We start from the raw sequence: 13,480 nt of genomic DNA, 5'->3' as shown, positions 1-13,480 counted from the left end.
CTAAAAAATAAACATTTTTAGCAATTAGTTATCAACATCATTTTAACGAAATAAAACCTAAAAATAAGGGTAAAAATCACAATAAAAAACAATTTGTTGTATTTTTAAACAAAACGTAATTTATTAAACAATTTATTTACTTTTGACACTCTAAAATTATTTAAAATTGGAAAGTACACAATTAACAGCGTTGGCAAATAAATACGGAAGTCCTTTATATGTTTACGATACAGACAAAATAGAATCTCAATACAACAGATTAACAAATGCTTTTAGCAGCGTAAAAAACTTAAAGTTAAATTATGCTGTAAAAGCATTATCTAACATTAATATTTTACAGTTTTTCAAAAACTTAGGTTCTGGGTTAGATACTGTTTCTTTTCAAGAAGTTCAGTTATGTTTAGCTACAGGTATAGATCCTAAAGATATTATTTACACACCAAACGGAGTTTCTTTATCTGAAATTGAAGAAGTTGCAAAGTTAGGTGTTCAAATTAATATTGATAACCTTTCTATTTTAGAGCAATTTGGTCAAAAACATCCAAATATTCCAGTTTGTGTTCGTATAAATCCACATATTATGGCTGGTGGAAATTCTAAAATCTCTGTTGGTCATATCGATTCTAAATTCGGAATTTCAATTCATCAAGTACCACACATTAAACGTGTTGTAGAAAATACTGGTATGAATATTAACGGAATTCACATGCACACAGGTTCTGATATTTTAGATATCGATACTTTTTTACGTGCTTCGGATATTTTATTTGATGTTGCAAGACAATTCGAAAACATAGATTTTATCGATTTTGGTAGCGGATTTAAAGTTCCTTATAAAGAAGGTGATATATCTACAGACATCGAGCAATTAGGTTTACAATTATCTGAAAGATTTAATGAGTTTTGTACAGAATATGGTAAAGACATTACTTTAATGTTCGAACCTGGTAAATTTTTGGTTTCAGAAGCTGGTGTATTTTTAGCAAAAGTTAACGTTGTAAAACAAACAACTTCTACTGTATTTGCACACGTAGATTCTGGTTTTAACCACTTGGTTAGACCAATGATGTACGATTCTTATCATCATATTACAAATATTTCGAATCCTACAGGTAGAGATCGTTATTATTCTGTGGTAGGTTATATTTGCGAAACAGATACTTTTGCGTCTAATAGAAGAATTGCAGAAATTTCTGAAGAAGATATTTTATGTTTCCATAACGCCGGTGCTTATTGCTTTTCTATGGCTTCTAATTACAATTCTCGCTATTTACCTGCAGAAGTTATGGTGCATAAAGGGCAAGATTATCTTATCAGAAAAAGACAAACAATTAAAGACATTTTAAACAATCAAGAAACTATAGACTTCTTTAAAACAAAGACTTCTAAAAAAGAAAAAGTAGAAGCTTAACAAAAATACAAACCATTAAAAATCCACCAAAGCAAATGTTTTGGTGGATTTTTTTATATTTACTAATCCATAAACAAACAATAACCACAATGAAAATATTAGGAATAGGTAGTAATTATGTTACCGATTTAAAAGACATTGAAGAAAAGAAAAAAGGTAAAAAATTCATCTTTTCGAAACCAGAATCTAGTTTAGCTATAAATCGTGATGTAGCTTACCCAAGTGAAATTACAAACGAGTTAATTTACGAAGTAGAATTGGTTGTAAAAATTGGTAAAGAAGGTAAAAACATTACCAAAGAAGATGCGAACACTTACATTTCAGAAATTGCTGTTGGTATCGATTATACAGCTACGGATATCCTAAAAAACGCCAGAGAAACAAAACATCCTTGGGAATTTGCAAAAGGTTTTGATGGTGCAGCACCAATTTCTAGTTTTAAGCCCGTTTCTAACTATAATTTAGCAGATATAGATTTCGATTTAAAAATTAACGGAGTAGAAAAACAAAAAAGTAATACAGCTTATATGATAAATAATTTTGCTGATATTATTGTGTTTATTTCTAAATATATGACCTTACAACCAGGCGATTTAATTTTTACTGGTACACCCGCTTTAGGTAAAGGAGAAATCTTTAAAGGAGATCATTTACAATGTTCTGTAAACGGAGAATTGCTATTAGATTTTAAAATGATTTAAGTAAATATTGATGAAAATTAGACTTTCTAAAATTGAAGACATTCCAGAAATTGCTATTATTATTGATGATGCAAAAGCGTATTTAAAATCACAAAAAATAGATCAATGGCAAAACGGATATCCAAATGCAGCACAAATTGAAAACGATATCAAAAAAAATGAAAGTTATGTGGTTGTAAATGATGAAAATCAAATTATGGCAACTTCTATGTTTACTTTAAGAAAAGAACCAACTTATAAGGACGTTATTGATGGTGAATGGATGGTTTCTGAAAATGAAAAATACGGTGTAATTCATAGAATGGCAATAAAAAAAGAATTTAGAAAATTTGGGATAGCCACTTTTATGTTTCATGAGTTTCATTTACAATTATTAGAAAAAAAAGTTAGAAGTTTAAAAATTGATACACACGAAGATAACCTTGGCATGCAATCTCTATTAAAAAAATTAGGTTACAAATACTGCGGAATTATATACACAAATTACAATGCAAAAAGATTAGCTTTTGAAAAAGTAATTACTTAAAACACAAAATAAAACTATATTTACATCCTCATAAAATTTATTTTTATGAGGATTTTTTTCGCTTAAATTCAAATTAAAAATGCAGTTACTTCAATATATAACACAACAAACACAATTTTCTTCTAAATCTGTAGAGAATACAATTTCTTTATTAAATGAAGATGCTACAATTCCTTTTATCAGTAGATATAGAAAGGAAATGACAGGCAATTTAGATGAAGTAGAATTAGGCGAAATTGTAAAATTTAAAGAAGCTTTCGAAACTTTAGAAAAACGTAAAAAAAGTATTTTAAAGGCGCTAGAAGAACAAGCTGTCTTAACATCAGCATTAACCGAAAAAGTAAATAATTCTGCAGATTTAATTTCTTTAGAAGATTTGTATTTACCTTTTAAGAAAAAGCGAAAAACAAAAGCAGAAACTGCAAGATTACAAGGTTTAGAACCGTTAGCAAAAATGATAATGAGTCAGCGTGTAAATGATTTAGAATATACAGCTTCTAAATACATTAAAAATGATGTTGAAACTCTTGAAGCAGCTTTAGAAGGCGCTCGTTATATTATTGCAGAATGGATTAATGAACGTGCAGACATCAGAAATAATATAAGAAGAGAATTAGAACGTTTTGCTACAATTTCATCCAAAGTAATAAAGTCTAAAAAAGACGATGAAAAAGCACAAAAATTTAAAGATTATTTTGATTGGAATGAGTCTTTAAATAAAATTCCTTCTCACAGATTTTTAGCAATTTTAAGAGCCGAAAATGAGGGTTTTATCAGAATTAAAATTGAAGTTGATAGCGAAAGGTTATTGCAAAGAATTGAAAATAGAATTATTAGAACGCAAAATGAATGTTCGGCACAAATAGAATCCGCTATTAAAGATGCCTTTAAACGATTACTATACCCTTCTTTATCTAACGAAAGACTTTCACTAGCAAAAGAAAAAGCAGATAATGATGCTATTTTAGTGTTTTCTAAAAACCTAAAACAATTACTTTTAGGAGCACCTTTAGGTGAAAAAAGAGTCTTAGCCATCGACCCGGGTTTTAGATCTGGATGTAAAATAGTATGCTTAAATGAATTAGGAGAATTAATGCATAACGAAACCGTTTTTCCGCATGAACCTCAAAATAAAAAAATTGAAGCCATTCAAAAAATTAGTTCGTTAGCAGAAGCATATAAAATTGATGCTATTGCTATTGGTAACGGTACTGCCTCTCGTGAAACTGAACAATTGGTAAAGAAAATTCAATTTAAAAATACTATTGATGTTTTTGTTGTTAGTGAAGCTGGTGCTTCTATTTATTCAGCATCAAAAATTGCAAGAGACGAATTTCCTAATTACGATGTAACCGTTCGTGGATCTGTTTCTATAGGTAGGCGTTTGCAAGATCCGTTGGCAGAATTGGTTAAAATTGATGCTAAATCGATTGGCGTTGGCCAATACCAGCATGATGTCGATCAAACTAAATTAAAGAAATCTTTAGATGCAACTGTAGAAAGTTGTGTAAACACCATCGGAGTAAATATTAATACGGCAAGCGAATCTTTATTAAGTTATGTGTCTGGAATCGGGCCAAAATTAGCTGAAAACATTGTAAATTACAGAAATAAAAATGGTTCTTTTTCTTCTAGAAACGACATAAAAAAAGTACCTCGTTTAGGAGGTAAAGCTTTTGAGCAAGCGGCAGGTTTTTTAAGAATTAAGAATGGTAAAAATCCGTTAGATGATTCTGCTGTGCACCCAGAAAGTTATGCTTTAGTAGATAGAATTGCCAAAGACAATAAGCTAAAAGTTGCAGATCTTATTGGAAAATCTGATTTGATAAAGCAAATAAATCTAAAAAACTATATTACAGAAACCATTGGTTTGCCAACTTTAACAGATATTGTAAAAGAATTAGAAAAACCTGGTTTAGACCCAAGAGAAAAGGCCAAAGTTTTCTCTTTTGATGCAACTATTAAAACAATTTCAGATTTAAGAATCGGGCAATTATTACCCGGAATTGTAAATAACATTACCAATTTTGGTTGTTTTGTAGACATTGGTATTAAAGAAAGTGGTCTAATTCATGTTTCTAATCTATCGGATACTTTTGTTAAAGATGTAAATACTATTGTAAGTTTGCAACAACAAATTATTGCAAAAGTTTTAGAGGTTGATGTTGTGAGAAAACGAATTCAATTAGCTTTAATTAAATAACATTTTTATTCTTAAAATATGAGCAAAAAAGAAAAAACAGCTTTATGGTATGACTTAACAGATTCTCAAAAGAATGAAATACAGCAAGAAGTTATTAACTCTAATAAAAAGAAAAAATCTACTTGGGAAGATCTTAAAAAAGAACTTTCTAAGCTGAAATAAAATTTAGTTCTTTTTTAATTCATTTATTAAAAAAGAATAAATAAAAGCCTTTTCTTCTATTAAATCATTGTATTTAATTGCTCCAAAATGACCATATTTATCTTGTTGCCATAATAAAATAGGATTCTTTTGAGCCCCTCTATCTTGTAATTTTCCTGCAAATTTATAGGAATTATAAGAAGGAACTCGAGTATCATTTGAACCCGTAATTATTAATGTTGAAGGATAATTTATGCCTTCTTTTATATTATGAAAAGGAGAATAAGAAAGTAAATTTCTAAACTCATTTTCTTTTTTTACTGTACCATATTCAGATAAATTTATAAAAGCAGATCCTGTTCTAGATTTTTCCAAACGAAGCATATCTGTTGGTGCAACATTAATCACTGCAGCTCCATAAATTTCAGGACTCTTTATTAATGCAGATGCTGCAATTAATCCTCCATGAGATGTACCAATAATACCTATTTTTTTTGGCTTCGTGTAACCTTGGTTTATTAAGTACTTTGCTGCATAAGTAAAATCTAAAATTCCGTTTTTCTTTTTAAGTTTTTTACCATCTTTCCACCATTTTTCTCCTAACTCTCCTCCTCCTCTAATATTTACATATGCAAAAGCGCCTCCGTTTTCTATAAAATAAATAATTCCACTATTAAATTTTGGTTTCTCAATATTACCATATCCACCATAGGTTTTAAGTAAAAAGGGTGTTTTAGCATCTTTAGAAATTGAATCTTTATACACAATAAACATTGGTACCTTTTTACCATCATGAGAAATAAACTCCTTTCTCATAAAACGATAATTTTTAGAATTAAAATAAACATCAGCTTTTCCTAAGTATTTAAATTGAAAAGTTTTTAAATCTAAAACACAACTTACAGGAGGCACTGTATATGAAGATAATTTAAATGTAAACACTTTTTTTATGGCATTGTAATACATATTAGAAATACTTAATCCCTTTGGTGTAATAACCTCACCTAAAATCTTTCCATTAAAATCTGTAATTGCTATAAAAGAAGACTCTTTAGATTGATAAGAACTTGCAATTTTATCATCAGCAAATTCATAACCTGTAAACACAGCATCATTATATGCAGGACTCAACAATTCCCAATTATTAGGCTTTTTTATAGGGATTCTAACTAAAAAGTTTTTCCCTTTAATTTTAGTCAAAACCACTGCTGTATCTGCTTTAATTTTAGCTAAATTAATGTTGTATTTTATTTTTTCGTAAAAAGGTTTAAACGCTTTTTTGTCATCTTTAGGCTCTAAAAAATAATAACTAAACTCGTTTTTAAAACTATTCTTTTTTAATATAAAATAAATACTTTCATCTTTTGCACCTTTAATAAATAGTTGCTCATCTGCAGAACTTACTTTAAATATCAATTCATCATCAACCTGTGGCGTACCTAAATTATGATACATTACTGCTGCAGTATATAAATTAGAGTTCTCTAAATCTGGTGTGCTTTTAATATAATAAAAACCATTACCAAGCCAATAAATGCTTGGATTTAAAATATTTTTTAAAACCTCTTTAAAATAACGTCTTTTTTTTATTCCTATTATTTTAATTTCTTTCCAATCGCTTCCATTTCTATTATAATGATAAGCTAAATATTCGTCATTTCTAGAAGATTTAAAACCCGTAAAAATTATTTTATCTTTTGTAGATATACTATTAGGTGCTACCAAATTTTTGTATTCAGACTTACTACCATTTGCATAATAAATAGAAGGCAAAAAATTATTTTTTAGAGATCGTATTTTAAAATGCATTTTATTATTTGCTTCATACTTAGTTTTTTTATCATAATCCATTTCATACCATCCATAGGCTCTCATCTTTGTTTCTGAGCTATATTTTCTTGAAATTTTCTTTAAGTATTTTCTTGAAATTCTGTTTTGATTATCAACCCAACGCATTACATCTTCATTATTTTCAGCCTCTAACCACTGATAATTATCTGTAATTTTTATATTATGATAAATATCTATAACAGGTACTTTTTTAGTTACTGGATAAGCTATTTGGGATGAAATTGAATTTGATAATAATAATGCAAGAACAAGGTGTATTCTTATAAGAAATTTCATAGTTTTCTTTTAAAACAAAAGTAGACAAACTATTTTTCAAATAAAGTATTAAATTTATACTTAACCTTAAATTTTTATTGCAAATTCATTTAATATTTTCTTACTTTCGACCACACAAAAATAATTAATGAAAGTCTGCATCGCCGAAAAACCATCTGTAGCAAGAGAAATTGCTAACATTCTAGGAGCCAACACAAAACGTGACGGTTTTTATGAAGGAAATGGCTATGCGGTAACTTATACTTTCGGGCATTTGTGTACACTTTTAGAGCCTAAAGATTACAAACCACACTGGAAAAGTTGGGATTTGAACAACTTACCAATGTTACCAGATCGTTTCGATACAAAAGTTACTGGAGATTCCGGAATTAAAAAACAATTTAACATCGTAAAATCTTTATTCGAAAAAGCAGATGTTATTATAAATTGTGGGGATGCCGGTACAGAAGGAGAACTGATACAACGTTGGGTAATTAACCAATGTAATTACAAAGGAAAAGTGCAACGTTTATGGATTTCTTCTCTTACAGAAGAAGCCATAAAAGACGGATTTAAAAATTTAAAACCAGCAGAAGATTACGATAATTTATATTACGCAGGCTATTCTCGTGCTATCGGAGATTGGTTATTGGGTTTAAATGCAACTCGTTTATATACAGTAAAATTTGGCGGCTTTAAACAAGTTTTGTCAGTTGGTAGAGTGCAAACTCCAACCCTAGCCATGTTGGTAAATCGTTATTTCGAAATACAAAATTTTAAACCGCAACCTTACTGGGAACTGCAAACCACTTACAGAAATACGTTGTTTAATTATGAAGATGGACGGTTTTTAAAGAAAGAAGATGGTGTAATTTTAGCAAATAAAGTTGCAGAATCAGATTTTGAAATTGTTTCTGTAACGAAGAAGAAAGGAAAAGAATATGCGCCAAAATTATTCGATTTAACAGGTTTACAAGTGTATTGTAATAATAAGTTTGGTTTTTCTGCGGATGAAACTTTAAAAATCGTACAGAAATTATATGAAATGAAAGTAGTAACCTACCCAAGAGTTGATACTACTTTTTTACCAAACGATTTGTACCCAAAAATACACGGTATTTTATCTAAATTAACCAATTATAGCGAATTAACACAACCACTTTTAGGTCAGAAAATTAAAAAAACAAAGCGTGTTTTTGATGATAAAAAAGTTACAGATCACCATGCAATAATTCCTACAGGAATTCAAGGTAATTTGCAATACAACCAACAACAGGTTTACGATATTATTGCAAGAAGATTTATTGCAGTATTTTATCCAGATTCTGATGTTTCTAACACATCTGTAATTGGTAAGGCTGCAGAAGTTCCTTTTAAAACAACCGGAAAAGAAATTTTAAATAAAGGTTGGCGTGTTGTTTTTGAGACAAAAGAAAGTAAGGTTAAAAAAGAATTGAATGAGAAAATGACGCTACCTTCTTTTGTAAAAGGAGAAAAAGGAACTCATGAACCTTCTTTTTTAGAAAAAGAGACAAAACCACCAAGAAATTACACCGAAGCAAGTTTATTACGCGCCATGGAAACTGCAGGAAAGCAAGTTGATGATGACGAAATGCGCGAATTGATGAAAGAAAACGGAATTGGTAGACCTTCTACTAGAGCAAGTATTATAGAAACTTTATTTCGAAGAAAATATATTGAACGTAAGAAAAAACTAGTATTACCAACACAAACCGGTATCGATTTAATTAATATTATTGACAACGAGTTATTAAAATCTGCCGAATTAACCGGACTTTGGGAAAAACGTTTGAAAGAAATTGAACGAGGCGATTTTAACGCAGGAACGTTTATCAATAATATGAAAAAAATGGTTGATGAGTTGGTGTATGAAGTCCGTTCTAATAAATCTAAAAAAAGAATTTCTTCTGCAAACACAAATCAAGTAAAGCAAACAGAAGCTGCGAAACCAAAAGCTAAATCGATAAAAGAAGTTGCGGGTAAAACCTGCCCAAAATGTAAAAAAGGAAAACTTTTAAAAGGAACATCTGCTTATGGTTGCTCTGAATACAAAGCTGGCTGCGACTTAAAAATACCTTTTGAAATTTATGGTAAAAAAGTTTCTGAAAATCAAACTATTCGATTAATTGATAAAGGTTGTACAACAAACTTAAAAGGTTTTATTTTAAATGATAATAAAGTTGAAGGTTTAATAAGGTTTGATGAAAATTTCTCTTTAAAGCTAGAACCAAAACAACAACCTGTTAAAAAAGTTGCCACAAATTCTTCGGATATAATTACTTGTCCGAAATGTAAAAAAGGAACTGTTTTAAAAGGAAAAACGGCTTACGGATGTTCTAATTACAAATCTGGTTGCGATTTTGTTTTTACATTCGAAAACATAAAAAAAATAGCAAATGGGCAACCTTTAACTAAAGAATTGGTTCTTAGTATTATTTCTAAGTAAAGTAAAATATCGTTTGCAGATATTTAATTCAATTACTTAAATGATTATAGTTTGCAAATAATTCTAGCCCTGATTGTAGCGTTTGTTTGAGCTCTTTTTTCTTTTTCTGAAAAAAAGCGAGTGCGAAAAGCAGGAAAAAGCTTCAAAAAAAAATTATAACATATTTCTTTCGTAAAACTTTTCTACTTTTTCTCTAGCCCAAGGTGTTGTTCTTAAAAATTTTAAAGAAGATTTATATGTCGGGTTATTTCTAAAAGCATTTATATTTAATCGATCTCCTAATTCTTCCCAACCATACTCTTTAAACAATTGTTCTAAAATTGTTGCCAATTTTATACCGTGCATTGGGTTGTTTGGTTGTTCTTTACTCATTATTATTAGAATTTGCTATCGTTAAAATTAAGTCTGAATTTATAATTGATTTGTTATTAGAAGTATTTGCGACCGTTTTCATGCAAGTTGCAATTTTATCTGGATGAATCATTTTGAACTTTTTTAAAGACCCGATAAACAACGGATTTAAGAGTTTCATAATTGCTTTACCGATACTTTCTCCTAGACGAAACTCGTCTCTTTTACCACCAATTAAAGAAGGCCTTAAAATATGTGTGTTTTTTATTTTTTGAGCTAAAATATCTCTTTCCATTTCGCCTTTAATTCTATTGTAAAATACAGAACTTTTTGCGTCTGCGCCCATAGAAGACATCACTACAAAAGTAGCAATATTGTTTGCTTTGGCTAATTTTGCAGCAGTAACAGGTATACCATAATCTATAGACTTGTACTTTTCTTTGTCTTTTGTTTTTGCCGCTGTTGTGCCAATACAACAAAACACTTGATCTGCTGTAAAAAGTGTTTTTTGGGCTTCTAAAGCAAACATATCTACTAAATGCTCTTCTATTTTACTTGATGATATATTTACAGCACTTCTAGAAAAAAGTTTGATTTTTGTATACGAAGCATCTGCAATTAACTTTTGTAAAAGTAAATTACCGGTTAAACCTGTTGCGCCTAATATGATTGCTGTTTTGCTCATTTATTTATCTAAATCTGGTAAAACAAAATCGTCTAAGACAGACTTTTTAGCCATCATTTTTTCGATTTCTTCTACGGTTCTTGGTGCTTCGGCAGAAAGATTTTTAGGCCCACTTTTAGTTATCAAAATATCATCTTCTATTCTAATACCAATTCCCCACCATTTTTTATCGCAGTTACTTCCTTCTGGAATATAAATTCCTGGTTCCATAGTAACCACCATATTTTCTTCAAAATTACCATAATTTCCTGGATCGTGCACGTCTAAACCAATATGATGTGAAGTTCCGTGAGGATAATATGGATGTTTTTCGTCAATAGATTTTATAATGCCCAATTTAAACAAACCTTCGTCTACGATTTTCTTAGAAATTAGGTTTGGTTTCGCCATACTTTCTCCTATCTTATAAGCCGCAATACCTGCTTCTTGTGCTTTGTAAACAATTTCGTAAATGGCTTTTTGTTCTTCTGTAAACTTACCGTTTGCTGGAATTGTACGTGTTACATCTGCCGTATAACCTCGATACTCTGCGCCTAAATCCATTAAAACTAAATCGTTGCCAACTTTTGTTTTATTATTTTCTATATAATGTAATATACAACCGTTATTTCCTGCACCAACAATAGAAGGATATCCTTCATATTCTGCACCATATTTTTTATAAACAAACTCGTGTATCCCTTGTAATTCTGTTTCAGACATATGAGGTTTCATGGCTTTCATTACTTCTACTTGCCCAATTGCAGATATTCTTACTGCTTTAGTTAATAAAACCAATTCTTCTTTTGTTTTCACCTCTCTTAAAGTTGCCAAATTTCTAGATAAAAAAGTTACATCAATATTTGTTTTAGCATTTAATTTTAAGGCTATCTTTTGCTGTAAATCTTTCTTTAAATTAACATCTGTAGCCTCTTTAAATTTCATTAAATCTTCATCATTTTTTAAAGATGCATCATAAGCAACTGCTCTACCAATTATTTGCGCAACATTTGCACTGTTTTCTATTGGAGTAGATTTTACCATTTCGTAAATCTGCTTTTTTAATGGTGATAAAAAGTTTTTTGGATCAAAATCTGCTTTTTCTTTAAAAGACAATACTAAATCATACACCTCTGCTTTTTCTCTAGCAGAATTTCTATAATCGTCATTAAATTTTTCGATAAAAACTCTATCAAATTTTTTAAAATCTAGTTTATCATTTATAAAATCTTCGCCATTTTTTGCTACTTTAAAACCTAATTCATTTATTGCTCCTTCGACTCCTAACCTTTTACCATTCCATTGTTCTGCTCTTTTATTTTTTTTCTGAACATATAAAACTTCGTTATAAACTAATCCGTTTTCATCGGTTTGATTTTCAGAAAACAAAACTAAAACTCCGTTTGGTTCTCTATAACCAGTTAAATAATAAAAGTTAGGATCTTGATGAAAAACATAATCCACATCATTAGCTCTGTTTCTTAAAGGATTTGCAAATACTACAGCTACAGAATTTTTTGGCATTTTTGTACGTAAAGCATCTCTTTTACTTTTATGAAAATCTTTGGATAAAAAATCTGATGGTGTTTGTGAAAATCCGTTGCATGTAATTGCTAAAAAAGCAATTAAAATAAATTTGAATGGCTGCATTGTTGCTGATTTATAAGTTGTTTACCCAAATGTAACATTATTTATTTTTTAGTTGAAAATATTAACAAAATATTAGTGATTGATAATTGCGAATTTTTCAATAATTTAGCGCTAAATTTAAGAAATCTATACATGAAAAATATTGCATTACATTCTGTTCACGAAAAATTAGGCGCTAAAATGGTACCTTTTGCTGGTTACAATATGCCAGTTCAATACGAAGGCGTTACTGCAGAACATTTAACGGTAAGAGAATCTGTTGGTGTTTTTGACGTAAGCCATATGGGTGAGTTTTTAGTTTCTGGTGAAAATGCTTTGGCACTTATACAAAAAGTAACCTCTAATGATGCTTCTAAATTAGAAATTGGTGATGCACAATATAGCTGTTTACCGAATACAGAGAACGGTATTGTAGATGATTTAATTTGTTACAGAATTAAAGAAAACGAATATCTTTTAGTGGTAAATGCATCTAACATAGAAAAAGACTGGAACTGGATTTCTTCTTACAATAAAGAATTCAATGCAGAGTTAAGAGACTTATCAGAAGATTATTCTTTATTAGCAATTCAAGGTCCAAAGGCTGTTGACGCAATGCAATCTTTATCATCTTTAGATTTATCTGAAATACCATTTTATAAATTTAAAATTGGCGATTTTGCAGGTATCGAAAATGTAATTATTTCTGCTACGGGTTATACCGGTTCTGGTGGTTTTGAAATCTATTGCAAAAATGAAGAAGTAGAACAAATTTGGAATAGAGTTTTCTTAGCTGGTGCAGAATTTGGTATAAAACCAATTGGTTTAGCTGCAAGAGATACTTTAAGAACAGAAATGGGTTATTGTTTATACGGTAATGACATAGACGATACTACTTCGCCAATAGAAGCAGGATTAGGTTGGATTACAAAGTTTTCTAAAGATTTTGTAAACTCTGAAGCTTTGGCAAAACAAAAAGCAGAAAAACCAACAAAAAAATTAGTTGCTTTTGAATTAAATGAAAGAGGCATACCAAGACAAGGTTATGATATTGTTGATGTTGAAGGTAATGTAATTGGTAACGTAACTTCTGGAACCATGAGCCCTAGTTTAAATAAAGGTATTGGTTTAGGATATGTACCCACAAATATTGCAAAAAGTGGTACTCGAATTAATATTCAAATTCGAAAAAAAATAATACCAGCCACAATTGTAAAACTACCTTTTTATAAAGGATAAATATTTTAGAAAAACCTCACATATTTGTGAGGTTTTTTAGTT

Annotated in this window: 11 protein-coding genes; 7 read left to right on the top strand and 4 right to left on the bottom strand. The window is 29.6% G+C overall.

The genetic code is table 11. The features are described 5' to 3' along the window. Positions 1-166: 166 nt before the first annotated feature. From lysA to BXQ17_RS14475, 5 genes are all read left to right on the top strand, one after another. The gene (gene lysA / locus BXQ17_RS02170) at positions 167-1,411 is read left to right on the top strand and encodes a diaminopimelate decarboxylase (RefSeq protein ID WP_077809055.1); all 1,245 of its coding nucleotides are present in this window, start codon (positions 167-169) and stop codon (positions 1,409-1,411) included. A gap of 89 nt (positions 1,412-1,500) precedes the next feature. After that, positions 1,501-2,112, top strand: coding sequence for a fumarylacetoacetate hydrolase family protein (locus BXQ17_RS02165; protein WP_077809054.1), 612 nt, complete (start codon positions 1,501-1,503; stop codon positions 2,110-2,112). 10 nt (positions 2,113-2,122) lie between these two features. Then, positions 2,123-2,638, top strand: coding sequence for a GNAT family N-acetyltransferase (locus BXQ17_RS02160; protein WP_077809053.1), 516 nt, complete (start codon positions 2,123-2,125; stop codon positions 2,636-2,638). 79 nt (positions 2,639-2,717) lie between these two features. Beyond that, the gene (locus BXQ17_RS02155) at positions 2,718-4,841 is read left to right on the top strand and encodes a Tex family protein (protein WP_077809052.1); all 2,124 of its coding nucleotides are present in this window, start codon (positions 2,718-2,720) and stop codon (positions 4,839-4,841) included. 18 nt (positions 4,842-4,859) lie between these two features. After that, positions 4,860-5,003, top strand: coding sequence for a hypothetical protein (locus tag BXQ17_RS14475; RefSeq protein ID WP_187661419.1), 144 nt, complete (start codon positions 4,860-4,862; stop codon positions 5,001-5,003). Positions 5,004-5,006: 3 nt separating this feature from the next. On the opposite strand, the gene BXQ17_RS02150 is transcribed toward BXQ17_RS14475, so the two are convergent. After that, positions 5,007-7,109: a prolyl oligopeptidase family serine peptidase gene (locus tag BXQ17_RS02150; RefSeq protein WP_077809051.1), complete on the bottom strand. Its 2,103-nt coding sequence runs from the start codon at positions 7,107-7,109 to the stop codon at positions 5,007-5,009. A gap of 127 nt (positions 7,110-7,236) precedes the next feature. Between BXQ17_RS02150 and BXQ17_RS02145 the strand changes: the two genes are divergently transcribed. After that, a complete protein-coding gene (locus tag BXQ17_RS02145; protein ID WP_077809050.1) occupies positions 7,237-9,555 on the top strand; it encodes a DNA topoisomerase 3 in 2,319 nt (772 codons plus the stop codon). 153 nt (positions 9,556-9,708) lie between these two features. Here BXQ17_RS02145 and BXQ17_RS02140 read toward each other — a convergent pair whose 3' ends face one another. The 3 genes from BXQ17_RS02140 to BXQ17_RS02130 are packed head-to-tail and all read right to left on the bottom strand — an operon-like array spanning position 9,709 to position 12,220. Continuing rightward, positions 9,709-9,927, bottom strand: a complete 219-nt coding sequence (locus BXQ17_RS02140; protein ID WP_077809049.1) for a VF530 family DNA-binding protein — start codon at positions 9,925-9,927, stop codon at positions 9,709-9,711. After that, positions 9,920-10,591: an NAD(P)H-binding protein gene (locus BXQ17_RS02135; protein WP_077809048.1), complete on the bottom strand. Its 672-nt coding sequence runs from the start codon at positions 10,589-10,591 to the stop codon at positions 9,920-9,922. Before BXQ17_RS02135 ends, BXQ17_RS02140 begins: the two co-directional genes overlap by 8 nt. Beyond that, on the bottom strand, positions 10,592-12,220 hold the full coding sequence (locus BXQ17_RS02130) for an aminopeptidase P family protein (protein WP_077809047.1): 1,629 nt from the start codon (positions 12,218-12,220) through the stop codon (positions 10,592-10,594). 132 nt (positions 12,221-12,352) lie between these two features. Here BXQ17_RS02130 and gcvT point away from each other — a divergent pair, with 132 nt between their 5' ends. After that, positions 12,353-13,438: a glycine cleavage system aminomethyltransferase GcvT gene (gene gcvT / locus BXQ17_RS02125; RefSeq protein ID WP_077809046.1), complete on the top strand. Its 1,086-nt coding sequence runs from the start codon at positions 12,353-12,355 to the stop codon at positions 13,436-13,438. Positions 13,439-13,480: the final 42 nt, after the last annotated feature.

It is taken from the genome of Polaribacter sp. BM10 (assembly GCF_002005425.1).
GTDB classification, from domain to species: domain Bacteria; phylum Bacteroidota; class Bacteroidia; order Flavobacteriales; family Flavobacteriaceae; genus Polaribacter; species Polaribacter marinaquae.
This window is presented reverse-complemented; position numbering and strand designations above follow the sequence as displayed.

Bases quoted from the DNA above. Each gene is read 5' to 3' on its own strand.
- BXQ17_RS02150 (WP_077809051.1), bottom strand. From the start codon at position 7,109: ATGAAATTTCTTATAAGAATACACCTTGTTCTTGCATTATTATTATCA.
- BXQ17_RS02145 (WP_077809050.1), top strand. From the start codon at position 7,237: ATGAAAGTCTGCATCGCCGAAAAACCATCTGTAGCAAGAGAAATTGCT.
- BXQ17_RS02165 (WP_077809054.1), top strand. From the start codon at position 1,501: ATGAAAATATTAGGAATAGGTAGTAATTATGTTACCGATTTAAAAGAC.
- BXQ17_RS02140 (WP_077809049.1), bottom strand. From the start codon at position 9,927: ATGAGTAAAGAACAACCAAACAACCCAATGCACGGTATAAAATTGGCA.
- gcvT (WP_077809046.1), top strand. From the start codon at position 12,353: ATGAAAAATATTGCATTACATTCTGTTCACGAAAAATTAGGCGCTAAA.
- BXQ17_RS14475 (WP_187661419.1), top strand. From the start codon at position 4,860: ATGAGCAAAAAAGAAAAAACAGCTTTATGGTATGACTTAACAGATTCT.
- BXQ17_RS02160 (WP_077809053.1), top strand. From the start codon at position 2,123: ATGAAAATTAGACTTTCTAAAATTGAAGACATTCCAGAAATTGCTATT.
- BXQ17_RS02135 (WP_077809048.1), bottom strand. From the start codon at position 10,591: ATGAGCAAAACAGCAATCATATTAGGCGCAACAGGTTTAACCGGTAAT.
- BXQ17_RS02155 (WP_077809052.1), top strand. From the start codon at position 2,718: ATGCAGTTACTTCAATATATAACACAACAAACACAATTTTCTTCTAAA.
- BXQ17_RS02130 (WP_077809047.1), bottom strand. From the start codon at position 12,220: ATGCAGCCATTCAAATTTATTTTAATTGCTTTTTTAGCAATTACATGC.